21 protein-coding genes are annotated in these 25,414 nt (G+C 61.2%); 18 read left to right on the forward strand and 3 right to left on the reverse strand.

Annotation, left to right across the window (positions count from 1 at the left end):
- Window positions 1-6: 6 nt before the first annotated feature.
- The 14 genes from QZR14_RS14860 (at window position 7) to madM (ending at window position 17,583) form a co-directional block, all read left to right on the forward strand.
- Window positions 7-546, forward strand: a complete 540-nt coding sequence (locus QZR14_RS14860; protein ID WP_186620027.1) for a chemotaxis protein CheW — start codon at window positions 7-9, stop codon at window positions 544-546.
- A gap of 154 nt (window positions 547-700) precedes the next feature.
- Window positions 701-2,749, forward strand: a complete 2,049-nt coding sequence (locus QZR14_RS14865) for a methyl-accepting chemotaxis protein (protein ID WP_105704569.1) — start codon at window positions 701-703, stop codon at window positions 2,747-2,749.
- 11 nt (window positions 2,750-2,760) lie between these two features.
- Window positions 2,761-8,670, forward strand: a complete 5,910-nt coding sequence (locus tag QZR14_RS14870) for an Hpt domain-containing protein (RefSeq protein WP_311996964.1) — start codon at window positions 2,761-2,763, stop codon at window positions 8,668-8,670.
- Window positions 8,663-9,133: a chemotaxis protein CheW gene (locus QZR14_RS14875; RefSeq protein ID WP_311996965.1), complete on the forward strand. Its 471-nt coding sequence runs from the start codon at window positions 8,663-8,665 to the stop codon at window positions 9,131-9,133. Before QZR14_RS14870 ends, QZR14_RS14875 begins: the two co-directional genes overlap by 8 nt.
- A 529-nt stretch (window positions 9,134-9,662) precedes the next feature.
- Window positions 9,663-10,034 carry a DUF6124 family protein gene (locus QZR14_RS14880; RefSeq protein ID WP_311996966.1) on the forward strand — a complete coding sequence of 124 codons (372 nt, stop codon included), beginning with the start codon at window positions 9,663-9,665 and terminating at the stop codon, window positions 10,032-10,034.
- A gap of 322 nt (window positions 10,035-10,356) precedes the next feature.
- Window positions 10,357-12,027, forward strand: a complete 1,671-nt coding sequence (gene mdcA / locus QZR14_RS14885) for a malonate decarboxylase subunit alpha (RefSeq protein WP_311996967.1) — start codon at window positions 10,357-10,359, stop codon at window positions 12,025-12,027.
- Window positions 12,027-12,899, forward strand: a complete 873-nt coding sequence (locus QZR14_RS14890; RefSeq protein WP_311996968.1) for a triphosphoribosyl-dephospho-CoA synthase — start codon at window positions 12,027-12,029, stop codon at window positions 12,897-12,899. The genes mdcA and QZR14_RS14890 overlap by 1 nt, the downstream gene beginning before the upstream one ends.
- Window positions 12,899-13,198 carry a malonate decarboxylase subunit delta gene (locus QZR14_RS14895; protein WP_311996969.1) on the forward strand — a complete coding sequence of 100 codons (300 nt, stop codon included), beginning with the start codon at window positions 12,899-12,901 and terminating at the stop codon, window positions 13,196-13,198. Before QZR14_RS14890 ends, QZR14_RS14895 begins: the two co-directional genes overlap by 1 nt.
- Window positions 13,191-14,042: a biotin-independent malonate decarboxylase subunit beta gene (locus tag QZR14_RS14900; protein ID WP_311996970.1), complete on the forward strand. Its 852-nt coding sequence runs from the start codon at window positions 13,191-13,193 to the stop codon at window positions 14,040-14,042. Before QZR14_RS14895 ends, QZR14_RS14900 begins: the two co-directional genes overlap by 8 nt.
- The gene (mdcE, locus tag QZR14_RS14905; RefSeq protein WP_311996971.1) at window positions 14,039-14,824 is read left to right on the forward strand and encodes a biotin-independent malonate decarboxylase subunit gamma; all 786 of its coding nucleotides are present in this window, start codon (window positions 14,039-14,041) and stop codon (window positions 14,822-14,824) included. The genes QZR14_RS14900 and mdcE overlap by 4 nt, the downstream gene beginning before the upstream one ends.
- Complete coding sequence (locus QZR14_RS14910) at window positions 14,818-15,438, forward strand: malonate decarboxylase holo-ACP synthase (protein WP_250605829.1); 621 nt, start codon at window positions 14,818-14,820, stop codon at window positions 15,436-15,438. The genes mdcE and QZR14_RS14910 overlap by 7 nt, the downstream gene beginning before the upstream one ends.
- The gene (mdcH, locus tag QZR14_RS14915; protein WP_311996972.1) at window positions 15,435-16,355 is read left to right on the forward strand and encodes a malonate decarboxylase subunit epsilon; all 921 of its coding nucleotides are present in this window, start codon (window positions 15,435-15,437) and stop codon (window positions 16,353-16,355) included. The genes QZR14_RS14910 and mdcH overlap by 4 nt, the downstream gene beginning before the upstream one ends.
- A 65-nt stretch (window positions 16,356-16,420) precedes the next feature.
- Window positions 16,421-16,813: a malonate transporter subunit MadL gene (madL, locus tag QZR14_RS14920; protein ID WP_016984760.1), complete on the forward strand. Its 393-nt coding sequence runs from the start codon at window positions 16,421-16,423 to the stop codon at window positions 16,811-16,813.
- 5 nt (window positions 16,814-16,818) lie between these two features.
- Entirely contained in the window at window positions 16,819-17,583 is a 765-nt protein-coding gene (gene madM, locus QZR14_RS14925; protein ID WP_038861195.1) for a malonate transporter subunit MadM, read from the forward strand.
- Between the two features lie 199 nt (window positions 17,584-17,782).
- Here madM and QZR14_RS14930 read toward each other — a convergent pair whose 3' ends face one another.
- Entirely contained in the window at window positions 17,783-18,703 is a 921-nt protein-coding gene (locus QZR14_RS14930; RefSeq protein WP_129395882.1) for a LysR family transcriptional regulator, read from the reverse strand.
- A 208-nt stretch (window positions 18,704-18,911) separates the two neighbouring features.
- Between QZR14_RS14930 and trhA the strand changes: the two genes are divergently transcribed.
- Window positions 18,912-19,529, forward strand: a complete 618-nt coding sequence (trhA, locus tag QZR14_RS14935) for a PAQR family membrane homeostasis protein TrhA (RefSeq protein ID WP_123454262.1) — start codon at window positions 18,912-18,914, stop codon at window positions 19,527-19,529.
- Window positions 19,530-19,621: 92 nt separating this feature from the next.
- On the opposite strand, the gene QZR14_RS14940 is transcribed toward trhA, so the two are convergent.
- Together QZR14_RS14940 and QZR14_RS14945 are read right to left on the reverse strand one after the other, a co-directional pair.
- Window positions 19,622-20,341, reverse strand: coding sequence for a 16S rRNA (uracil(1498)-N(3))-methyltransferase (locus QZR14_RS14940; protein WP_311996973.1), 720 nt, complete (start codon window positions 20,339-20,341; stop codon window positions 19,622-19,624).
- Between the two features lie 143 nt (window positions 20,342-20,484).
- Complete coding sequence (locus QZR14_RS14945; RefSeq protein WP_250605832.1) at window positions 20,485-21,891, reverse strand: adenosylmethionine--8-amino-7-oxononanoate transaminase; 1,407 nt, start codon at window positions 21,889-21,891, stop codon at window positions 20,485-20,487.
- A 223-nt stretch (window positions 21,892-22,114) separates the two neighbouring features.
- Between QZR14_RS14945 and QZR14_RS14950 the strand changes: the two genes are divergently transcribed.
- The 3 genes from QZR14_RS14950 (at window position 22,115) to QZR14_RS14960 (ending at window position 25,381) form a co-directional block, all read left to right on the forward strand.
- Window positions 22,115-23,878: a flavin monoamine oxidase family protein gene (locus tag QZR14_RS14950; protein ID WP_250605833.1), complete on the forward strand. Its 1,764-nt coding sequence runs from the start codon at window positions 22,115-22,117 to the stop codon at window positions 23,876-23,878.
- 341 nt (window positions 23,879-24,219) lie between these two features.
- A complete protein-coding gene (locus QZR14_RS14955; RefSeq protein ID WP_166221461.1) occupies window positions 24,220-24,771 on the forward strand; it encodes a cytochrome b in 552 nt (183 codons plus the stop codon).
- A gap of 31 nt (window positions 24,772-24,802) precedes the next feature.
- On the forward strand, window positions 24,803-25,381 hold the full coding sequence (locus QZR14_RS14960) for a YceI family protein (protein ID WP_038358767.1): 579 nt from the start codon (window positions 24,803-24,805) through the stop codon (window positions 25,379-25,381).
- Window positions 25,382-25,414: the final 33 nt, after the last annotated feature.

Genomic DNA, 25,414 nt, shown 5'->3' on the forward strand with positions numbered 1-25,414 from the left:
GCAACCATGAGCGAATCGCTGACCGCGTTCGAACTGCTCTGGCAGATCGACCAGCGCTGCCGCTTGCTGGCGGCGGACTTGCCGTCGCAGGCGGCGCGCCAGGATCGCTGGAGCGGCATCGGCTTTCGCCTTGGCGAGCATTGGTATGTGGCGCCGATGGGCGAAGTCAGCGAAGTGCTGCACGAGCCGCGCTTCACTCAATTGCCCGGGGTCAAGCCGTGGGTCAAAGGCGTGGCTAACCTGCGTGGGCGGCTGCTGCCGATCATGGATCTGTGTGGCTTCTTCGGCCATGAGCTGTCGCCGTTGCGTAAACAGCGGCGGGTATTGGTGGTCGAGCATGGTGATGTATTTGCCGGGCTGATGGTCGATGAGGTTATCGGCCTGCAGCACTTTGAGCAGAACAGCTTTGAACCGCTGTCGATCAGCAAACGCCAGGGCTCGAAGGCCGAGTTCGTCAAAGGCTATTTCCGGCGCGAGCAGAACTGGCGGGTGTTCAGCCTGTTTGCATTGGCCAAATCCCCGGTGTTCATGAGCGTCGCGATATAACAGATTCAACACCGTCCCCTGTGGGAGCGAGCTTGCTCGCGAAGAGGGCGTGTCAGGCGAGATAAATATTGGCTGACCCAGCGCTTTCGCGAGCAAGCTCGCTCCCACAGGGATTGCAGCAGGCCTCAAAGGTGTGGGTTAAGGGCGAGGACCGATGATAAAAGCAAAAACAGGCAAGCCGGCGGAAGGCTCGCGCAGTCGCTCGCAGATCATCGTGCTGTTTATCGCACTGATCGTGTTCATCATGCTGCTGTTCGCCAACTTCGCTTACCTCAACACCCAGGCGAACTACGACAAACAGTACATCGGCCACGCCGGTGAGCTGCGCGTGCTCTCGCAACGCATCGCCAAGAACGCCACCGAAGCCGCCGCCGGCAAGGCTGCTGCGTTCAAGTTGCTCAGCGATGCGCGCAACGATTTCGCCCAGCGCTGGGGTTACCTGAAAAAAGGCGACCCGGCCACCGGCCTGCCACCCGCACCGGCCACCGTGCGCCCGGAAATGCGCGCCGTGCAGCTCGACTGGGAACGCCTGCTGAAAAACACCGACGCGATTCTCTCCAGCGAGCAGACCGTGCTGTCGCTGCATCAGGTCGCCGCGACCCTGGCCGAAACCGTGCCGCAGTTGCAGATCGAATACGAAAAAGTTGTCGAAATCCTCCTGCAGCGCGGCGCCCCGGCGGCGCAGGTGGCTATGGCCCAGCGCCAATCACTGCTGGCCGAACGCATCCTCGGCGCGGTCAACACCGTGCTTGCTGGCGATGAAAACTCGCAACAGGCAGCCGATGCCTTTGGCCGCGATGCCACCCGTTTCGGCCAAGTGCTCAACGGCATGCTGCAAGGCAACCCGGCGCTGAAAATCAGCCAGGTCGAAGACCGCGACGCCCGCGCCCGTTTGAGCGAAATCTCCGAGCTGTTCCAGTTCGTGTCCGGCTCGGTGGATGAAATTCTCGAAACCTCGCCGGAGCTGTTCAAGGTGCGGGAGTCGGCGAGCAACATCTTCAGCCTTTCGCAAACCCTGCTCGACGAAGCCTCGCACTTGGCCACTCGCTTCGAAAACCTTGCCGGCGGGCGCAACACCGACACCATCGGTGGTTACGTCCTCGGTTTGCTGGCGCTGGCCTCGATCATCCTCATCGGTCTGGTGATGGTCCGGGAAACCAACCGCCAGTTGCGTGAAACCGCCGAGAAGAACGAGCGCAACCAGAACGCGATCATGCGCTTGCTCGATGAAATCGAAGACCTCGCCGATGGCGACCTCACCGTGACCGCCTCGGTGACCGAGGACTTCACCGGCACCATCGCCGACTCGATCAACTACTCCGTCGACCAGTTGCGCGATCTCGTCGCGACGATCAACCTCACCGCCGGCCAGGTCGCCGCAGCGGTGCAGGAAACCCAGGCCACCGCCATGCATCTGGCCCAGGCTTCGGAGCATCAGGCCCAGCAGATTTCCGAAGCGTCGACGGCGATCAGCGACATGGCCGAATCCATCGATCAGGTCTCGGCCAACGCCGCCGAATCCTCTGCGGTGGCGGAGCGTTCGGTGGAAATCGCCAACAAGGGCAACGAGGTGGTGCACAACACCATCCACGGCATGGACAACATTCGCGAGCAGATTCAGGACACCGCCAAACGCATCAAGCGTCTGGGCGAGTCGTCGCAGGAAATCGGCGACATTGTCAGCCTCATCGACGACATTGCCGACCAGACCAACATCCTCGCCCTCAACGCGGCGATTCAGGCGTCGATGGCCGGGGATGCCGGGCGCGGTTTTGCCGTGGTCGCCGACGAAGTGCAGCGCCTGGCCGAACGTTCGTCAGCTGCTACCCGGCAGATCGAAACGCTGGTGCGGGCGATTCAGACCGACACCAATGAAGCCGTGATCTCGATGGAGCAAACCACCACCGAAGTGGTGCGCGGCGCGCGACTGGCGCAGGATGCCGGTGTGGCCCTGGAAGAAATCGAAGGCGTATCGAAGACCCTCGCGGCGCTGATTCAAAGCATCTCCAACGCAGCGCAGCAGCAGACCTCTTCGGCCGGGCAGATCTCGTTGACGATGAACGTGATCCAGCAGATCACCTCGCAGACCTCGTCGGGGTCCACGGCCACCGCCGAGAGCATCGGCAACCTGGCGAAAATGGCCAGTCAGCTACGGCGTTCGGTGTCCGGATTCACCTTGCCGGCGGCGACAGATAAAGCGTGATTGGAGTGGTTATGGGTGATCGGCACGACTATGTGGCCCTCGAATGGGTCAAAGGCGAAATTGCCGAAACGCTGAAGCAGGCGCATCAGGCGATTGAAGCCGTGCTCGATGATCCGCAGGCTTTTCCGGGGCTGGACGAGTGCCTGGATTACATCCATCAGGTCCATGGCAGTTTGCAGATGGTCGAGTTCTACGGCGCAGCCTTGCTCGCTGAAGAAATGGAACATCTGGTCGAAGCTTTGCAGCATGAGCGCGTCAGCCATCGCGACGAAGCCCTGCACCTGTTGCTGCAAGCCCTCGGGCAATTGCCGATCTACCTCGATCGTGTGCAGGGCGCCCGTCGCGATTTGCCGTTGGTGGTGCTGCCACTGATCAACGATCTGCGCAGCGCCCGTGGCGAAAGCCTGCTCTCGGAAACCAGTCTGTTCAGCCCGCAACTGCCTGAGTTACCGCCCTTGAGCGCCGAAGCACTGGCGCTGCTCGAGCCAGCAGAACTGCCGAACGTGCTGCGCAAACTCCGGCAGACGCTGCAAATGGCCTTGGTCGGTTTGCTGCGCGAACAGGATGATCAGACCCACCTCGAATATCTGGCCAAAGTCTTCACCCGCCTCGAAGCGCTGAGCGGTGATTCGCCACTGAGCCCACTGTGGCAGGTCGCTTCGGCGCTGGTTGAAGGCATGCGTCAAGGCGTCATCGCCAACAGCCCGGCGTTGCGCAGCCTGTTCAAGGATGCCGACAAAGAGCTCAAGCGCTTGCTCGAGCAAGGTATGTCCGGCCTCAATCAGCCGCCTCCGGCTGAGCTGCTGAAAAGCCTGTTGTTCTATATTGCCAAAGCCGAACATCCCACCGGGCAGATGCTGACCATGAAAGATCGCTACTCCCTGGACGACGCGTTGCCTGACAGCGCGATGGTCGACGAAGAACGCGCACGCCTGGCCGGCCCCGACCGCGATGCGATGCGCTCGGTGCTGGCGGCGCTGTGTGAAGAACTGGTGCGGGTCAAGGAACGCCTCGACCTATTCGTGCGCAGCGACCGTCAGCACACTTCCGATCTGGAAAGCCTGCTCGCACCGTTGCGGCAGATTGCCGACACCCTCGCGGTGCTCGGCTTTGGCCAGCCGCGCAAAGTGATCATCGATCAACTGGCGGTGGTGCTCAGCCTTGCTCAGGGCCAGCGCGAACCGAACGACGCGATCCTGATGGACGTTGCCGGGGCGCTGCTGTACGTCGAAGCGACGCTGGCCGGCATGGTCGGCACCGTCGAGCCGGAAAGTCCGGAAGACTCACGCCTGCCGACCACCGACCTGACGCAGATCCATCAGATCGTGATCAAGGAAGCGCGCATCTGTCTGCAACAGGCCAAGGACATGATCGTCGACTACATCGACGCCGATTGGGATCGCCAGCACCTGCAACCGTTGCCGGCGCTGCTGACCCAGGTGCGCGGGGCACTGGCGATGATTCCATTGAGCCGCGCGGCGAGTCTGGTAGAGGCCTGCAATGGATTCATCCGCGAACATTTGCTGCTCGATCCCCATGAACCGGGTTGGGAACAACTGGATCATCTGGCCGATGTCATCAGCAGCCTCGAGTATTACCTCGAACGTTTGAGCGACGACCCGCAGGCGCCGAACGAGCAACTTCTGGACGTCGCGCAAAAGAGCCTCGCCAGTCTCGGCTTCTTTCCCGATGAACAGCCCGGCGCGCAGCATGTGCCGGTACTCGACGACGTGCTCAGCCCCAGCGAAGCGCTGGTGATGCAGGACCTGCAGGCGCTCGATGACCCGGAAACCGTACAGTCGCTGGCCGATGTTCTGGCCAGCCCGGTTTCGGCGCTCAACCCGCCGGCGCTGATCACCCCCGGCAGTCTGATGCCGCCGCCTGCCGATGAAGAACCGGTCGATGATGAACTGCGTGAAGTGTTCCTCGAAGAGACCGATGAGGTCCTCGAAGTCCTCCACGAATACCTGCCGCGCTGGAGCGCCAACCCGCAGGATCGTGAAGCGCTGATTGAACTGCGCCGCGCCTTCCACACCTTGAAGGGCAGTGGGCGCATGGTCCGTGCGTTGATCCTTGGCGAACTGGCCTGGGCGGTGGAAAACCTGCTCAACCGCGTGCTGGAACAGAGCGTCGAACCCGGCTCGGTGGTGCAGCAACTGCTTACCGACACGGTGCTGTTGCTGCCGGAACTGATTAACGAATTCGCCACCAACAGCCAGCGTCAACGCAGCGATGTCGATCAACTCGCTGCCCGCGCCCATGCTCTGGCCAAGGGTGACCAACCGCTGGCGGCTGAAGACGTCGACGATGTCGCCGCGCTCGATCCGCTGTTGCTGGAGATCTTCCGCAAAGAAGCCGAAACCCACCTAGCCAGTCTCAATCGCTTTCTCGATCAGGCCGCCGAGCATGTGCCGCTACAGGCCAGCGATGAATTGCAACGCGCCCTGCATACGCTCAAGGGCAGCGCCTCGATGGCCGGCGTGTTGCCGATTGCCGAACTGGCCGCGTCGCTCGATCAACTGGCCCGCGAATTCAAGGCGCATCAGTTGCCGCTGGACCTCGACGAAGTGGAACTGCTGCTGGAAGCCGAAGGCCTGTTCCGTATCGGCTTGCGTCAGCTCAAGCACGATCCGCTGGCGCCGATTGTCGGTGCACAGTCGCTGATCAAACGCACCGACGCGCTGCTCGCCGAACGTCTCGAAAGCGTTCTCAACGCACCGAATACCGGCCTGCGAATCAAGCGCGATCCGCAACTGATCAACAACTTCCTCGCCCAGGGCATGGACATCCTGCTCGACGCCGAAAGCCTGTTGCAGCGCTGGCAGCAACACCCCGGCGAGCGTCAGGAACTCAGCGCCTTGCTGGATGAACTGACCACCCTTGGCGAAGGCGCGCACCTGGCCGATCTGCTGCCGGTGGACGTGCTCTGTGAAGCCTTGCTTGACCTCTATGGCGCGGTGGAAGAAAGCAGTCTGGCGGTCAGCGAACAGTTTTTCCGCGAAGCGCAGAACGCCCACGAAGCACTGATCAACATGCTCGACGAACTGGCCGCAGGCCAGGAAGTCACCCCGCAACCGGCACGGATCCGGGCGTTGCATGATCTGCTCGATCAAAGCCTCGACCCGTCGTCCATGGGCCTGATTCGCAGCGATGGCAGCCGCACCCTGAGCATCCGTGAACTGGGCAGCGCCACGGCGGAATTGCAGCAGGCGGCCGCCCCGTTTGAAGCGGATGACGAGATCGTCGAGATATTTATCGAGGAGGCCGTGGACATCCTCGACAGCGCCGGCCAGGCCTTGCAGCGTTGGCTCAATGACCCGGACAACGCCGCGCCGCTGTCCTCGTTGCAGCGCGACTTGCACACCCTCAAGGGCGGCGCGCGGATGGCCGAAGTCGAGGCCATCGGTGATCTGGCCCAGGAGCTGGAAAGCCTTTACGAAGGTCTGGTCGATCGTCGCTACAGCTACGGTGAAGCGTTGGGGCGCTTGCTGCTCAAGAGCCATGAGCGTTTGGCGCTGCTGGTGGAACAACTGCAACAGCATCAGCCACTGACGCCAGCCGAGGATTTGATCGAAACCCTGCGTGAGGTGCGCCAAGGCCAAAGCGCTAGCGAAACGCCCCCGCCAGCGGTCGATCCCGACAGCGCCGGGCACGATCCGGAACTGCTGGAGATCTTCCTCGAAGAAGGTTTCGACATCATCGAAAACTCCGGTGCCGCGCTGCTGCGCTGGCAGGCCGAGCCTGGCAATCGTCAGGAAGTGGAAACCCTGCTGCGGGATTTGCACACGCTCAAGGGCGGCGCGCGAATGGTCGAGATCGGCCCGATCGGCGACCTCGCCCATGAGTTGGAATACCTTTACGAAAGTCTCTCGACCGGGGCGTTGCAGCCCTCGGCGGAACTGTTCGCGCTGGTGCAGCGCGGTCATGATCGGCTGGCGCAGATGCTCGATGGCGTGCGCGCCGGGCAACCGTGTCCGCCGGCCGATCGGCTGATCAATGCGATCCAGAATTTCAGCCACCCGGTGACGCCCGACACGCCGCCGGTGTTGCCGGTGCCAGTCAAGACTGAAGTGGTGCCGCCGGCTGCCGACGCTGGCGCGGACATGGTCAAGGTCTCCGCCGAACTGCTCGATGAGCTGGTCAATCTGGCCGGCGAAACCTCGATCTTCCGTGGCCGTATCGAACAGCAAGTCAACGACGCACAGATCGCGCTGAACGAGATGGAAACCACCATCGAACGCATGCGCGATCAACTGCGCCGGCTCGACACTGAAACCCAGGGGCGGATTCTCAGCCGCCAGCAAGTCGACGCCGAACGCCTCGGCTACGAGGAGTTCGACCCGCTGGAAATGGACCGTCATTCGCAGTTGCAGCAACTGTCGCGGGCGCTGTTCGAATCGGCCTCGGACTTGCTTGATCTGAAAGAAACCCTCGACCGGCGCAACCACGACGCCGAGAACCTCTTGCAGCAACAGGGGCGGATCAACACCGAGTTGCAGGAAGGCCTGATGCGCACGCGCATGGTGCCGTTCGAGCGCATGTTGCCGCGCCTCAAACGCATCGTCCGCCAGGTCGCCGAAGAGCTGAACAAAGACGTCGCCTTCGTCGTCGGCAACGCTGAAGGCGAGATGGATCGCAACGTCCTCGAACGCATGGCCGCGCCGCTGGAGCACATGCTGCGCAACGCCGTCGATCACGGTCTGGAGTCTGCCGAAGTGCGGCTGGCGGCGGGCAAACCGGCACAGGGTACGATCAGCCTGGACTTGTCCCGTGAAGGCGGCGACATCGTTTTCGATATCCGCGACGACGGCGCCGGGGTGCCGCTGGAAGCGGTGCGGCGCAAGGCGATCAAGCGCGGCTTGCTCGCGCCGGACGCAGAGATCAGTGACCGCGACGTGTTGCAGTTCATCCTGCAGCCAGGGTTTTCCACTGCGGAGAAAATCACCCAGATTTCCGGGCGCGGCGTCGGCATGGACGTGGTGCACGAAGAAGTACGGCAGTTGGGTGGGACCATGAGCATCGACTCGGTGCCGGGGCAGGGCGTGCATTTCCGCATTCGTCTGCCGTTCACCGTGTCGGTCAACCGCGCGTTGATGGTGCAGTGCGGCGAGGATCAATACGCGATCCCGCTGAATACCATCGAAGGCATCGTTCGCGTGTTACCGAATGATCTGGAAGGACACTTCCGTCAGGATCCGCCGCGCTACCACTACGGCGGCCAGACCTATGAACTCTGCTTCCTCGGCGAGCTGCTGAAAACTGCGCCACGACCGAAACTGCTGGGGCAGAACCTGCCGTTGCCGGTGCTGCTGGTGCACTACAACGACCGGCGCATCGCGGTGCTGGTCGACACCATGGCCGGCACCCGCGAGATCGTGGTCAAGAGCCTCGGCGCGCAATTCGCGGCGGTGCAAGGCGTGTCCGGGGCGACGATTCTCGGCGATGGCCGGGTGGTGCTGATTCTCGATTTGCTCGCGCCGATCCGTGCGATGCAGGCGCGGGTTGCACAGCCATCGACGCTGCCGGAACTCGACAGCGAACCGCAGAAACCGCTGCTGGTGATGGTGGTCGACGACTCGGTCACCGTGCGCAAGGTCACCAGCCGTTTGCTCGAACGCCACGGCATGAACGTGCTCACGGCCAAGGACGGTGTCGACGCCATGCTGCTGCTCGAAGAACACATGCCCGACCTGATGCTGCTCGACATCGAAATGCCGCGCATGGACGGCTTCGAAGTCGCCACCCAGGTACGCAACGACGAACGCCTGCAACACCTGCCGATCATCATGATCACCTCACGCACTGGCCAGAAACACCGCGATCGCGCCATGGCCATCGGCGTCAACGACTACCTCGGCAAGCCGTATCAGGAATCGGTGCTGCTCGAAAGCATTGCCCACTGGAGCAAGAAACATGCATGAGCGCCGCCACAATCAGCGCACCAGCCAACTCACCGGCCTGCTGCTGCCGCTGGCGGATCGCAATTTGATCCTGCCTAACGTCGCTGTCGCTGAGTTGATTGACTATCAGGCCAGTACCTTCGATCTGGACACGCCGCCGTGGTATCTGGGCAAGGTTACGTGGCGTGAACGGCAGATTCCGTTGTTGAGTTTTGAATCGGCCTGCGGGCAGAAAATCGTCATTGGCGAGCGCGCGCGGATCGTGATTCTCAATGCCCTCGGTGGATTGCCGGAGCTGAAGTTCATTGCGCTGCTGGTGCAGGGGATTCCGCGTTCGTACAAGCTTGATAGCCAGTTGAGTTATGTCGACGTGCCGTTGTGCTCGCTGGAGCAGGCGGCGGTGCAGGTCGGGGAGCAGGTGGCGAAGGTGCCGGATTTGTTGGGGCTGGAGAAGTTGTTGGTGGATGCTGGGCTGGTTCACTGATCCAGAATTCGTGTCGCTCTGACTGGCCTCATCGCTGGCAAGCCAGCTCCCACAGGTTTTTGTGTGGTTCACAGAATTCGAATACAACTCGGACACTCTGGGAGCTGGCTTGCCAGCGATGGGGCCAGTAGCACCAGCAAATTCTTACAAGCAAATCCTCAATTTCTGCAGTGCAATAAACACCCTTTAACCCCGTTGTTTAAAGACACTCTGTGTTACGGCTCTCTAGCCTACAAATCCTTGCGCCGCTGCCTACGCATGCACCAGAATCCGCCGGCTTGTGCGCCTTTGGCATGCTGCGTAACTTGATTCCGTCACTGATTTCCAGTGATCGGGTTTAGCAGCCCGTGGTTAATCTAAGGGTGCACATACATCATCGTTAGGCTCAGCGCCTGCATTCGATGGCGGCTGTGCGCAGGGCGCTTCGGCGCGCCGGCTTCCTTAGGTTCCCCGGTCTGCTAACCTGCGTTCAGCTGCCACCCCTTCTTTTAGCAGAGAAGCGGTTCCAGCTTAATTTCGGAACCTGAAGATGATTAAACCAACGCCTAACCCCCCGCTCACAGACCCGGCATCCCCCTACGAATCCCCCGATTCCAGGAAATTCCACGAAGCAGCCGAACGCGCCCTCGACCATTACCTCGGCCCGACCAACGCCGACCTGATGGCCACGCCCTACACCCCCAACACGTTGTACATGGCCAATCCCAATCCCAATGCCGACACCGAATCCCTGCTGGCCGATGCCAGTGAAACCCTCGGCTCGGCTACGGTGATGCTCAACAACCATGCGGCAATGGTGGAAGGTACGCACCGCAAGACTGTGCAAGGTATTGCGCAAGTGGTGATGGTGGCGGAGATGGCTGTTAACCGTTTGTTGGATAGGTTGGTGCCGACGGAGTAGCGAAAAAGCCCGACCCTCACCCCAGCCCTCTCCCGGAGGGAGAGGGGGCCGGCCGAGGTGTCTTGCGCTATACATCGACCTGAAAAAACCAGTCGATTATGGATTTGGTAAACCTGGTGAATTCCGGATTCAGTACAACATTTCCAGGTCGGCGCAATTCCCGAATATCCCCCAATCGGTCCCCTCTCCCTCCGGGAGAGGGCTAGGGTGAGGGCGGCTCTTGATCGTTACCCTGAGCGTAATGATTCACCACCGCGCTTGATTGATGCCCCCACCCCACACGCCTACCTTAGCTCCACGACAGCGAACCCGTGGAGTGAGCATGACAACAACAATTTCCCCCGACTCGCGCTGGACGCGGCGGCGCGATGAGAAGCAGCGCCGCCTCGACAAGGTGCGTGGGCTGGCCGACGGTGTGGTGTTGCCCGCCGACAAGATCGTCGCCGCGCTCGAAGCGCTGATTCATCCCGGCGACCGTGTGGTGCTGGAGGGCAACAACCAGAAGCAGGCGGATTTCCTTTCGCGCTCGCTGGCCAAAGCTGACCCGGAAAAGCTCCACGACCTGCACATGATCATGCCCAGCGTCGGTCGCTCCGAGCACCTCGACCTGTTCGAACGCGGCATCGCCCGCAAGCTGGATTTCTCCTTCGCCGGCACCCAGAGCCTGCGCATCAGCCAGTTGCTTGAAGACGGCTTGCTCGAAGTCGGCGCGATCCACACCTACATCGAACTCTACGCCCGACTGGTGGTGGACCTGATTCCCAACGTCGTGCTTTCGGCCGGGTTCATGGCCGACCGCGCCGGCAACATCTACACCGGCCCGAGCACCGAAGACACCCCGGCACTGATCGAACCGGCCGCGTTCAGCGACGGCATCGTCATCGTTCAGGTAAATCAGTTGGTCGACGACGTCAGCGAGCTGCCTCGCGTGGACATCCCCGCGTCGTGGGTCGATTTCGTCGTGGTGGCCGACAAGCCGTTCTACATCGAACCGCTGTTCACCCGCGATCCACGTCACATCAAGCCTGTGCACGTGCTGATGGCGATGATGGCGATTCGCGGCATCTATGAAAAACACAACGTGCAGTCGCTCAACCACGGCATCGGTTTCAACACCGCCGCCATCGAATTGATCCTGCCGACCTACGGCGAATCCCTCGGCCTTAAAGGCAAGATCTGCCGCAACTGGACGCTCAACCCGCACCCGACGCTGATCCCGGCGATCGAGAGCGGTTGGGTCGAAAGCGTGCATTGCTTCGGCACTGAACTGGGTATGGAAAATTACATCGCCGCGCGCCCCGACGTGTTCTTCACCGGCCGCGACGGCTCGCTGCGTTCCAACCGGATGTTCTGCCAACTGGCCGGGCAATACGCGGTGGATCTGTTTATCGGCGCGACGTTGCAGGTCGATGGCGACGGCCATTCTTCGACCGTGACCCGTGGCCGCCTCGCCGGTTTCGGCGGTGCGCCGAACATGGGCCACGACCCGCGCGGTCGCCGTCACGGCACCCCGGCGTGGCTGGATATGCGCCACGACGATGCGCAGCAACCGATGCTCGAACGCGGCAAGAAACTCGTGGTGCAAATGGTTGAGACGTTTCAGGAGGGCGGCAAACCGACCTTCGTCGAAACCCTCGACGCGGTCGAGGTGGCGAAGAAAAGCGGCATGCCGCTGGCGCCGATCATGATTTACGGCGACGACGTCACCCACCTGCTCACCGAAGAAGGCATCGCCTACCTGTACAAGGCGCGCTCGCTGGAAGAGCGTCAGGCGATGATCGCCGCCGTCGCGGGCGTCACCGCCATCGGCCTGCGCCACAACCCGAAAGACACCGAACGCATGCGCCGCGAAGGCCTGATCGCCTTGCCCGAAGACCTCGGCATCCGCCGCACCGACGCCACCCGCGAACTGCTGGCGGCGAAAAGCGTGGCCGATCTGGTCGAGTGGTCCGGTGGCTTGTACAACCCGCCCGCCAAGTTCAGGAGCTGGTAATGCACGCATTTAACCTGCAAGCGAAACCGCTCAGCCTGAGCGAACGCCTGGCCGATCTGGCGGTGGACGCGTTGATCGACGAAGCCGATCTGTCGCCGAAACCGGCGCTGGTCGACCGTCGCGGCAATGGCGCGCACACCGATCTGCACCTAGGCTTGATGCACGCGTCGGCGTTGGCGTTGTGGCCGGCGTTCAAGGAAATGGCTGAAGCGGCGGTTGCAATCGGCGAAGTCGATTCAACGTTACGCGAAGCGATTGGCCGGATTGGTCGTGAAGGTGAGCAATCGATGCTCGCGACCACCAACGGTGTGAACACCCATCGAGGGGCGATCTGGGCCTTGGGTCTGTTGGTGACCGCCGCTGCACTGGAACCGCAATCCTCCAGCGCCAATGCCGTGACCCTGCGCGCCGCACGTCTGGCCTTGCTGGATGATCGCCACGCACCAAAACCCTTGAGCCACGGCGCGCAAGTCGCCCTGCGTTACGGCGCCCGTGGTGCCCGTGAACAAGCGCAACTCGGCTTCCCTTCGGTACTGCAACGCGGCCTGCCACAACTCAGGCGCAGCCGCGCCAATGGCCACGGCGAACAGAACGCCCGGCTCGACGCCTTGCTCGCGATCATGACTGACCTGGCTGACACCTGCGTGCTTTACCGCGCCGGCGAAGAGGGCCTGCACGCCATGCAGTCCGGCGCGCAAGCGGTGCTCGACGCCGGTGGCAGCGCGAGCCTCAGTGGTCGTCGCCGCTTGCACGAACTCGATCAACAACTCATCGCATTGAATGCCTCGCCCGGTGGCGCCGCCGACTTGCTCGCCGCCACGCTGCTGCTCGACCGTATCGAGCGCGACGGCATCCTTCAGGGAGCGTTTTGATGGAAACCCTATCGTTTGAATTCCCCGCCGGGCAGCCGCCACGCGGGCGTGCGCTGGTCGGTTGTGTCGGCTCGGGGGATCTGGAAGTGCTGATCGAACCGGGTGTGGCCGGCAAGTTGACGATCAATGTGCAGACCTCGGTCAATGGCGCGCAGCTGCACTGGCAGCACCTGTTTGCGCGGATGTTCGACGGCACCACGCCGCCGGCGATGGCCATCGATATCCACGATTTCGGCGCGACGCCAGGGGTGGTGCGCTTGCGTCTGGAACAAGGTTTCGAGGAGATCGGCCATGACTGACAGCGCAGCGCTTTTGCACAAACACAGCTTCGTCGAACTCGGTGCGCGGCAACGGGCGCAAGCCTTGCTCGATGCTGGCAGTTTTCGCGAATTGCTCGACCCGTTTCAACGGGTGATGTCGCCGTGGCTCGAACGTCAGGGCGTGGTGCCGCAGGCCGATGACGGCGTAGTGATCGCCAAGGGCAAACTCGACGGTTTACCGGTGGTGATCGCTGCGATTGAAGGCGCGTTTCAGGGCGGCAGCCTCGGCGAAGTCGGCGGGGCGAAGATTGCCGGCGCGCTGGAACTGGCCGCCGAAGACAACCGCAAAGGCATTCCGACCCGCGCGGTGCTGCTGCTGGAAACCGGTGGCGTGCGCTTGCAGGAAGCCAACCTCGGGCTGGCGGCCATTGCCGATATTCATGCGGCGATTGTCGATTTGCAGCAGTACCAACCGGTGGTTGGCGTGGTCGCCGGTAGCGTCGGTTGTTTCGGCGGCATGTCGATTGCGGCGGCGCTCTGCAGCTATCTATTGGTGACTCAGGAAGCACGCCTCGGCTTGAATGGCCCGCAGGTGATCGAGCAGGAAGCCGGGATCGAGGAATACGACTCCCGCGACCGGCCTTTCATTTGGAGCCTGACCGGCGGCGAGCAGCGTTTCGCCAGTGGTCTTGTCGATCGGTATGTCGCCGATGACGTGGCGAAGATTCGTCAGCAGGTCGGCGAATTGCTCCAGCAAGGTTTGCCGGCACAACCGCGCAGCCAGCGCGCCGACTGGTTTCTGCAGCGTCTCGACAGTCTGAACACTGACCCGCAAATCGAACCGTCGGTGGTTCGCGATCTGTATCAAGGAGAGCGCTCATGAGCAGTTATTCGCTGCGCGGTTTGCACTGGTTCGACGCCTTGAGCGCGGGCGCTAAAAGTATCGAAGGGCTGCCGCCATCGTTGAAGGTTGCCGACGGTGAGCTGGGGCGTTTTATCGCTGTGGTCGCTGATCCGGACAATCGTTTTCCGCGTGCTCGCAATGGCGAAGTTGGCTTGCTTGAAGGCTGGGGGCTGGCCAAGGCTGTGGATGACGCGATCAGTGCTGATCGTGATAAAGCGCAGAAGCGTCCGATCATCGCCATCGTCGATGTACCGAGCCAGGCTTATGGTCGGCGCGAAGAAGCGCTCGGCATTCATCAGGCGTTGGCCGGTGCGGCGGACAGTTATGCCCGTGCGCGTCTGGCCGGGCACCCGGTGATTGCGCTGCTAGTGGGCAAAGCCATGTCTGGTGCGTTTCTCGCCCACGGCTATCAGGCCAATCGTTTGATTGCGCTGCGCGATCCGGGCGTGATGGTGCATGCGATGGGCAAGGCGTCGGCGGCGCGGGTGACCTTGCGCAGCGTTGAAGAGCTGGAAGCGCTGGCCGCCAGCGTGCCGCCGATGGCGTATGACATCGACAGTTATGCGAGCCTCGGACTGCTCTGGGAAACCCTGTCGGTGCAGCAGATTGAACAGCCGACGGCGGAGGATCTGACACGGGTGAACGAATGCCTCAAACAAGCCATCGGCGATATTGCCGGTACTGACTTGAGCAATCGCCTCGGCGCGAAAAACCGTGCGGCCTCCAGCAAGGTTCGCGAACTGCTGAGGGCACAGTGGTGAACACGCCTCTGGCCCACGACTTGCTCTGGGGCATGAGTCCGGCGCAGTTGCCGGCGGATGCGCCGTTGTGGGCAGTCGAGTCGCTGGCCGCCGGGCAACCGGTGGTGGTGCGGCGGGCCTTGAGCACTGACGGTTTTGTCGCGGTGGGCGTGCGCGGCGTGCTGCGCGAACAGCGGCTGGCGGCGTTTATGGCGATCGATTCGATTGCCTGTCGGGTCAGTCCCGAAGCGCTTTGTCATGTTGAGTGCGAGCGCGATCTGCCGGTCATGCAGGCACTCAAACAATTGCGGCCGATGCTCGATGACTGCGGTTGGGTCTGGGGTGTCAGCGGCAGTGTCGGGTTTGAATTGGCCAGTGGTTTTACCGCGATGCACGCGGCCAGTGACCTCGATCTGATTCTGCGTACACCGCAACTGATCACGCGTAATCAGGCACGCAAACTGGTTGAACTTTTCGATCAAGCTGTGTGCCGGGTCGACCTGCAATTGCAGACGCCGTTCGGTGCTGTGGCGTTGCGTGAATGGGCCGGTGGTTCGGCGCGAGTGCTGCTGAAAAACGAGTATCAGGCCGGTCTGGTGACTGACCCGTGGAACCCGCAGGAGCAGGCAGCGTGAGCAGTCTGCTGGTGTTCCCCGGCCAGGGCGCGCAGCAAGCGGGCATGCTGCAGCGCGTGCCTCGGGAAACGTTGACCGAGGCCAGCGATGTGCTCGGCGAAGATGTTTCGCTGCTCGATTCCAGCGAAGCGTTGCGCACGACAAGGGCGGTTCAGCTGTGCCTGCTGATCGCCGGCGTTTCAGCATCGCGTCAGTTATTGCACGACGGACTCATGGCGGATTACGTCGCCGGCCTGTCCATCGGCGCCTACCCGGCAGCGGTGGTTGCGGGTGCATTGAGCTTCACCGACGCGTTGCATCTGGTCAGCCTGCGCGGCGAACTGATGCAGCAGGCTTATCCACAAGGCTACGGCATGACCGCGATTATCGGTCTGCAGTTATCCACAGTCGAAACGCTGCTGGCGCAAGTGCACAGCGAGGATTCGCCGGTGTATCTGGCCAACATCAATGCGGAAAACCAAGTGGTCATTGCCGGTAGCGACAAGGCCATGCAAGCGGTGGCTGAACTGGCGCGCAGTCGTGGCGCCGGTCTGGCGAAACGCCTGGCGGTGAGTGTGCCGTCGCACTGTCCGCTGCTGGAAAAACCGGCGAAAACCCTCGCCGAAGCCTTCGCCAAGGTCGAACTGAAAACCCCGAAAATCGCTTACCTGAGCGGCAGTCGCGCGCGCCCTGTGACCAAAGTAGAAGCGCTGCGCGACGACCTCGCTTTCAACATGTGCCGCGTGGTGGATTGGCGCGGCACCGTACAAAGCGCCTACGAGCGCGGCGTGCGTTTACAAATCGAACTGCCGCCCGGTGCGGTGCTGACCGGGCTGGCGCGCCGGGTGTTCGAGCAGGGCACCGTCACTGCCTTCGACAGTGCTCGTCTCGACACCTTGCAGGCGCTGTTGCGAGAGGAGGGTGGCCGCCAACTCTAAAACCGCCGACTCAAGCTTCGAACAACAAAAACAACATTCGACGATGCACTTTGAGGACTACAACAATGATTATTTACGGTGTGGCGTTTCTCGCCTTTTGTACGCTGGTGGGTATCTGGGTCGGTGAACTGCTCGGCAAGCTGATCGGCGTGCCGGCCAACGTCGGCGGCGTCGGCATTGCGATGCTGCTGTTGATCGGCCTCGGCAGTTATCTGAACAAAAGCGGCTGGCTCAAGGGCAAGACTGAGCAGGGCGTCGAGTTCTGGAGCGCTATCTACATTCCGATCGTGGTCGCCATGGCCGCGCAGCAAAACGTCTATGGCGCGTTGAAGGGCGGGCCGATGGCGATTCTTGCCGGCACCCTCGCTGTGGTGATCGCTTTTGCCCTGGTGCCCGTGCTGACGCGCATGGGCAACAAGGAGCAGACCCCGATCGCTCCAGCCAAGACTGCGGGGTAATCGCCATGTACGAATCGATGATGAAAGTGATCACCGGCTACGGTTTGATCAGCGGGTTTCTGATTGTCGGGCTGACCATGTGGGTCTCCTACTGGATGTCCAACACCTTCACCAAGGGCCGTTTGCACGGCTCGGCCATCGCCATTTTGCTGGGACTGGTGCTGTCGTATGTCGGCGGTGCACTGACCGGTGGGCAGAAAGGCGTGGTGGATATTCCGTTGTTGTCGGGTATCGGTCTGTTGGGTGGCGCGATGTTGCGCGACTTCGCGATTGTCGCCACGGCTTTCGGCGTCAGTGTCGATGAGTTGAAGCGGGCAGGGTTTGTCGGGGTGCTGGCGCTGTTTGTGGGGGTGGGGACTTCGTTTGTGGCCGGTGTCGGCGTGGCGATGGCGTTCGGTTATACCGATGCTGTGAGCCTGACCACTATTGGTGCCGGCGCGGTGACTTACATTGTCGGCCCGGTGACCGGCGCGGCGATTGGCGCCAGTTCCGAGGTCATGGCGCTGTCCATTGCGGCGGGGTTGATCAAGGCGATTCTGGTGATGGTGATGACGCCGTTCGTGGCGCCGATGATCGGCCTGAACAATCCGCGTAGCGCAGTGATTTTCGGCGGCTTGATGGGCACGTCCAGTGGTGTGGCCGGCGGGTTGGCGGCGACCGATCCGAAGCTGGTGCCTTACGGGTGCCTGACGGCGGCGTTTTACACCGCGCTTGGGTGTTTGCTTGGGCCTTCGTTGTTGTTTCTGGCGATGCGCGGGTTGATGGGGTAGTCGCCGTAGAAGCTGCCCTCACCCCAGCCCTCTCCCGGAGGGAGAGGGAACCGGCCGAGTTGTTTTCGCGTTATCCACCGACCTGAACGTCCTGAGTCGAACTCAGGCCTTGAAAAGTCCCCGACCTGCTCCCTTTCCCCCTCTACCCCTTGGGGGAGAGGGCTGGGGTGAGGGGGTAGCTTTTGATCTTGATCTTGATCTAAACCCCAACCTGTCGATTGGCATACATCCGACACTCCGCCAGCAACGCCAGCAAATTCGGGTCACGCTCCTTGGCCTTCAAAAACACCACCCCAATGTGCTGCTGCAACCGGTACTTCTCCTGCAACGGAATCAGCTTCACCCGGTTCTCGTACACCGCCGCAATCCGCCCCGGCAGCAACGCATAGCCCACCCCCGAACTGACCATGCTCAACAGCGTGAAGATATCGTTGACCTGCATCGCCACCTTCGGCTCGAACCCTGCCTGCTTGAATACCCGGTTGCCGTCCTGATGCGTGGCAAAACCCTGAGTCAGGGTGATGAAGGTTTCATCGCGCACCTCGGCCAGATCCACTTCACTGCGTTGCGCGAATTTTGAATCCGCTGGCGTGGCGAGGAAGATGTCGTCGGAGAACAGCGCAATCTGCTCGCAATCCGGGTCGTTGATGCTGTCGTCCAGCGACACCAGAATCGCGTCGACTTCCATGTTTTTCAGCTTGTAGAGCAGGTCGATGTTCGAGCCGAGGATCAGGTCGATGTTGAGTTCGCTGCGGCGGATCTTCAGGCCCATGATCAGTTGCGGCACGGTTTTCACCGTCAGCGAATACAGCGAGCCGAGTTTGAAACGTTCAGCCGAGAACCCGGCGGCTTCGCGGGTCAGGCGCACGCTTTCGACTACGTCGTTGATCAACTTCTGTGCACGTTCTTCGAGGACGTAAGCACTTTCCAGCGGTGTCAGGTTGCGGCCTTCGTGTTTGAACAGCGGGCAGCGCAGGGCGCTTTCCAGCGAGTGAATGGCGCGGTGCACGCTGACATTGCTGGTCTGCAACTCGGCAGCGGCGCGGGCGAGGTTGCCGGTGCGCATGAAGGCGAGGAACACCTCGAGTTTTTTCAGGGTCAACTCTTCGTCGATCAGCATGGCGCGGACTCTTTTTAGAATGCGTCGATTGTGCCTTGAAGATCAAAAGATCGCAGCCTTCGGCAGCTCCTGCTTTGGAATGCGATCACCTGTAGGAGCTGCCGAAGGCTGCGATCTTTTGATCCTGGCGTTGAACAGAAACATTGCGCTTTTACGCTCAAGGCCCGAGCCTTGCGCGCTGCGGTAACGAATGTGAGGTGAGCAATACATGTATCACGGAGAACGATTGAACGCCTGGACCCATCTGGTCGGGGCAGTGGCGGCTTTTGTCGGCGGCGTCTGGATGTTGGTGATTGCCTGCCTGGACGGCAGTCCGTGGAAAATTGTCAGCGTGGCGATCTACGCGTTTACCTTGCTGGTGCTCTACAGCGCCTCGACCGTGTACCACAGCGTGCGCGGGCGCAAGAAAGCGATCATGAAGAAGGTCGATCACTTTTCGATCTACCTGCTGATTGCCGGTAGCTACACGCCGTTCTGTCTGGTGACCCTGCGCGGGCCTTGGGGCTGGACGTTGTTCGGGATTGTCTGGGGGCTGGCGCTGATCGGCATTTTGCAGGAGATCAAGCCACGCTCGGAGGCGCGGATCCTGTCGATCGTGATTTACGCAGTGATGGGCTGGATCGTGCTGGTGGCGGTCAAGCCATTACTGGCGGCGCTGGGCACCACTGGTTTCGCCTGGCTGGCCACTGGCGGGGTTTTGTACACCGTGGGGATTATCTTTTTTGCCCTCGATCACCGCTTGCGGCATGCGCACGGGATCTGGCATTTGTTCGTGATTGCCGGGAGTTTGCTGCACTTTGTGGCGATTATGTTCTACGTCCTGTGAAGCAAAATCAAAAGATCGCAGCCTTCGGCAGCTCCTACATTGGAATGCATTTCAACTGTAGGAGCTGCCGAAGGCTGCGATCTTTTGGGGGGTTAGAAATCCCCCCAAAGTTGCTGGGCCACCGCCAGCGCAACCACCGGCGCGGTCTCGGTACGCAGTACGCGCGGGCCGAGGCGGGCGGCGTGGAAACCGTTGCCTTTGGCCTGCTCGACTTCGGCGTCGGTCAAACCACCCTCAGGCCCGATCAGAAACGCCAGCGTCGAAGGTTTGGCATGACTCACCAGCGGCTCGGCCACCGGATGCAGCACCAGTTTCAACTCGGCTTCGGTCTGTTTGATCCAGTCCGCCAACAACACCGGCGGATGAATCACCGGCACCCGCGAGCGACCGCACTGCTCACAGGCGCTGATCGCCACCTGACGCCAGTGCAGCAGGCGTTTGTCGGCGCGTTCGTCCTTGAGACGGACTTCGCAGCGGTCGCTGAAGATCGGGGTGATTTCATTCACGCCCAGCTCGGTGGCTTTCTGGATCGCCCAGTCCATCCGCTCGCCCCGGGACAGGCCCTGGCCGAGGTGGATGTGCAGCGGCGACTCGACCTGCCCCGCGAATTGCTCGTCGATCTGCACGGTCACGCGTTTCTTGCCGACTTCCACCAGCGAACCGCGAAACTCATGGCCGGAACCGTCGAACAGCTGCACCGCATCGCCCTCGGCCATGCGCAGTACGCGGCTGATGTAATGCGCCTGGGCCTCGGGCAATTCGTGTTCGCCGGTGCTCAGGGGGGCGTCGATAAAGAAGCGGGACAGTCTCATTTTGGGTCTCTGGAAAGATGTGAATCAGGTGGATCGGTGTCGACTTCATTCGCGAGCAGGCTCGCTCCCACATTTGGAATGCATTCCCCTGTGGGAGCGAGCCTGCTCGCGAAAGCGGCAGTTCAGGCGCCACAAATTTTGAATCAGCCCGGATCGCGGAAGCCGGGGTGGAAGTCTTTCGGCACGGCGACGCTGACGCTGTCACGCGTAGCAATGTCGATGCCTTCGCTGGCGACGTCGGCGAGGAAGTCGATCTGCTCCGGGGTGATCACGTACGGCGGCAGGAAATACACCACGCTGCCCAGCGGACGCAGCAACGCGCCACGTTCCAGCGCATGCTGGAATACCTTCAAACCGCGACGTTCCTGCCAAGGGTAGGCCTCTTTTGTGGCTTTATCCTTGACCATCTCGATCGCCAGGACCATGCCGGTCTGGCGTACTTCGGAGACGTTCGGGTGATCGACCAGATGCGCCGTCGCCGACGCCATGCGCTGGGCCAGGGCCTTGTTGTTTTCGATGACGTTGTCCTGCTCGAAGATATCCAGCGTCGCCAGTGCCGCCGCGCACGCCAGCGGGTTGCCGGTGTAGCTGTGCGAATGGAGGAAGGCGCGCAATGTCGGGTAGTCGTCGTAGAACGCGCTATAGACCTCGTCGGTGGTCAGGCACGCGGCCAGCGGCAGGTAGCCGCCGGTCAGGGCCTTGGACAGGCAGAGGAAGTCCGGGCGGATGCCGGCCTGTTCACAGGCAAACATCGTCCCGGTGCGGCCGAAGCCGACGGCGATTTCGTCATGAATCAAGTGCACGCCGTAGCGATCGCAGGCTTCGCGCAGCAATTTCAGATACACCGGGTGATACATGCGCATGCCCCCAGCGCCCTGAATCAACGGTTCGACGATCACTGCCGCGACGCTGTCATGGTTCTCGGCCAGGGTTTGTTCCATGGCGGCGAACATGTTGCGTGAATGCTCTTCCCAACTCATGCCTTGCGGACGCCCGTAGCAATCCGGGCTCGGCACCTTGATGGTGTCCATCAGCAGGGCTTTGTAGGTTTCGGTGAACAGCGGCACGTCGCCGACCGCCATCGCCGCCATGGTTTCACCGTGGTAGCTGTTGGTCAGGGTGACGAAGCGTTTCTTGTTCGGCTGACCGCGATTGAGCCAGTAATGAAAGCTCATTTTCAGCGCGACTTCGATGCAGGACGAACCGTTATCGGCGTAGAACACCCGGTTCAGGCCTTCCGGCGTCATCTTCACCAGACGCTCGGACAACTCGATCACCGGTTGATGGCTGAAACCGGCCAGAATCACGTGTTCCAGCTGATCGACCTGATCCTTGATGCGCTGGTTGATGCGCGGGTTGGCGTGGCCGAATACGTTGACCCACCAAGAGCTGACCGCGTCGAGGTAGCGCTTGCCCTCGAAGTCTTCGAGCCAGACGCCTTCACCGCGCTTGATCGGGATCAGCGGCAGCTGTTCGTGGTCTTTCATCTGGGTGCAGGGATGCCACAACACCGCGAGATCGCGTTGCATCCACTGATTATTAAGGCCCATTTACAGTCTCCTCGAGGCGGCTCGCGACAGGCGCGGGCAAACAATCGCGCAAGCCTATGCAATGCATCGCGTGGGGACAACCCATTGTGTCGATTGAGCTACTTTGTATGAGCCGATAGACGTCGCTGGCGGCGTTTTGATGGCTAACGTATTCTTCGCGGTTCTTTGGGTCGTCTGACCCGCACAACTGCTTTTTCCTATGTGTATTTCCGGAGTTCGCTGAATGTCTGTCGGTTGGCTGCGCGCCTGTGCGCTGGTGATGTTGGGGCTGTTCAGCGTTACGGCGCTGGCCAAGGATAAAACCGCAATCGTGATCGGCGGCGGCCTGTCGGGCCTGACCGCCGCTTACGAGCTGCAAAACAAGGGCTGGCAGGTCACCCTGCTGGAAGCCAAACCGAGCCTGGGCGGTCGCTCCGGTATGGCCACCAGCGAGTGGATCGGCAACGACAAGACCCAGCCGGTGCTGAACAAGTACGTCTCGACATTCAAACTCGGTACCACGCCTGCGCCGGAATTCGTGCGGACCCCGGGCTACCTGATCGACGGCGAGTATTTCTCCGCTGCCGATCTGGCGACCAAGCAGCCGGCCACCGCCGATGCCTTGAAGCGCTACCAGAAAACCCTCGATGATCTGGCGCGTTCGATCGACGATCCACAGAACCCGGCGGCGACCAGCACCCTGCACGCGCTGGACCAGATCACCGTGTCGAGTTGGCTCGACAAGCAGAACCTGCCGGCCACTGCGCGTCAGTTGATCAACCAGGATATCCGCACGCATTACGACGAGCCTTCGCGTCTGTCGCTGCTGTACTTCGCGCAGCAGAACCGTGTGTATCGCGGCATCTCCGACCGTGACCTGCGCGCTTCGCGTCTGGTCGGTGGCAGCCAGGTGCTGGCGCAGGCGTTCGTCAAACAGATCAAAACCATCAAGACCAACTCGCCAGTGTCGGCGATCACTCAGGACAAGGACGGCGTGACCGTCAAGGTCGGCAGCGTCGGTTACCAGGCCGATTACGTTGTACTGGCCGTGCCATTGCGCGCGCTGAACAAGATTGCCCTGACCCCGGCACTGGATGCCCAGCATCTGGCGGCGATCAAGGGCACCAACTATGGCTGGCGCGACCAGATCATGTTGAAGTTCAAGACGCCGGTGTGGGAAAGCAAGGCGCGCATGTCCGGCGAGATCTACAGCAACGCCGGCCTCGGCATGCTCTGGATCGAGCCAGCCCTGAAGGGCGGGGCCAACGTGGTGATCAACCTGTCCGGCGACAACGCTCGTGTGATGCAGGCGTTTGGCGACAAGCAGATGGTCGATCAGGTGCTGATTCGTCTGCACGCGTTTTATCCACAGGCCCGTGGCTCGTTCACCGGTTATGAAATCCGTCGCTACAGCACCGACCCGTCGATGGGCGGCGCCTACCTGGCTTACGGCCCGGGCCAGATCAGCAAGTTCTGGCGACTGTGGGAACGTCCGCTGCAACGCGTGACGTTCGCTGGCGAACACACCGACACCTTGTACCCGGGCACCCTGGAAGGTGCACTGCGCACCGGTCAGCGTGCGGCTAGTCAGGTTGAAGACCTGGCGGCGGGCAAATCGTTTGAACCGGCGAAAGTGGTGCCGGCTGCAGCAGCGGCAGGCGCGGCGGGTGCCGTGGCGGCGAAGAAGGGCAACTTCTTCACTAATCTGTTCGGCGGTTCGGATGACGAGAAGAAGCCTGAGCCTGTGAAGGCCCCAGAGCCGACTCCAGCGCCGGTCGCTCCAGCACCTGCACCGACCCCTGCGCCAGCTCCGGTGGAAGCTCCGAAGCCTGCGGCACCCGTGAAAGCTGAACCGGCGAAGAAAGCAGCGGCCAAGCCAGCGGCTAAGAAACCGGCGGCGAAGACCGAAGCGAAAAAGCCTGCGGCCAAACCGGCAGCGAAAAAGGCTGAACCGGCGAAGAAGCCAGCGGCCAAGCCTGCTGCAACGACCGAGACCAAGGCGCAGTAAACCTTGCGGTGAATGAAGAAGCGCGGCTTTATGCCGCGCTTTTTTTTGCCTGTGAGGGCCTCATCGCGGGCAAGCCCGCTCCCACAGGTTTTTGCGGTGAACGCAGAGTTTGTGAGCGCTACCGACCACTGTGGGGCTTGCCCGCGATGAGGCCTGTTCAAGCGGCACATCATCAGGACCTTCCACCTAACATCCAGCCAGACTTTTCCCTTTAATCTTTCCTTAACACGCCACTTCCAGACTCTTGATCGTATTTCTCGATATTTCAAAGCAAAATTTTCCGCTTTAATTCGATAGATAACTCGCTAGTCTTGGTTCGCAGTTCTCACAGGATTTGGGCAATGCAGCTACGTAACTCTTCTTCGCGCTATGGTTGGGTCAGCATTTTCATGCACTGGGGCGTGGCGCTGGTGGTCTTCGGATTGTTCGCGCTGGGCCTGTGGATGGTCGGGCTGGATTACTACAGCACTTGGCGCAAAGACGCGCCGGACCTGCACAAGAGCATCGGTCTGGTGCTGCTGGGAGTGATGGTGTTGCGGGTGCTGTGGCGCTTTATCAGCCCACCGCCGCCGACGCTGCAAAGCTACAGCCGCATGACCCGTATCGGCGCAAAGTTTGGCCACGGGTTTCTGTATCTGGCGCTGTTCGCTGTGATGATTGCCGGTTACCTGATTTCCACCGCAGACGGTGTCGGGATCCCGGTGTTTGGCCTGTTTGAAGTTCCTGCACTGGTCTCCGGGCTACCGGATCAGGCAGATACCGCTGGGGTGATTCATCTCTGGCTGGCGTGGGCACTGGTAATTTTTTCCGGTCTCCATGCGTTGGCAGCATTGAAGCACCACTTTATCGATCGTGATGCGACCCTGACGCGAATGCTCGGTCGCAAAGCCTGAAATTCAACCTCGACTCAAAGGAAAAGAAAGCATGTTGAAAAAGACTCTGGCCGCTCTGGCAATCGGTTCTGCACTGCTCTCGGCTGGTCAGGCCATGGCTGCGGACTACAAAATCGACAAGGAAGGCCAGCACGCCTTCGTTGACTGGAAAATCAGCCACCTGGGTTACAGCTTCATTCACGGTACTTTCAAAGACTTCGACGGTACGTTCTCGTGGGATTCGGCCAAGCCTGAAGCCAGCAAGATCTCGGTTGATGTGAAAACCGCCAGCCTGTGGTCGAACCACGCTGAACGTGACAAGCACATCGCCAGCAAAGACTTCCTGGACGTTGGCAAGTTTGCTGATGCCAAGTTCGTCTCCACCGCCGTTAAATCGACCGGTGAAAAGACTGCTGATGTGACTGGCGACCTGACCCTGCACGGTGTGACCAAGCCTGTGACCTTCAAGGCTACGTTCAACGGCGAAGGCAAGGATCCATGGGGCGGCGAGCGCGCTGGCTTCAATGCCAAAACCACCCTCAACCTGAACGATTTCGGGATCAAGGGCCCAGGTCCTACCTCGCAAACCGCAGATCTGGACATCTCGCTGGAAGGCGTGAAAGTTAAATAACTTTCGCTCTGCCACATAAAAACGCCCCCGGTC

Origin of the sequence: Pseudomonas sp. rhizo66 (assembly GCF_031931925.1) — a bacterium.
Lineage (GTDB): Bacteria > Pseudomonadota > Gammaproteobacteria > Pseudomonadales > Pseudomonadaceae > Aquipseudomonas.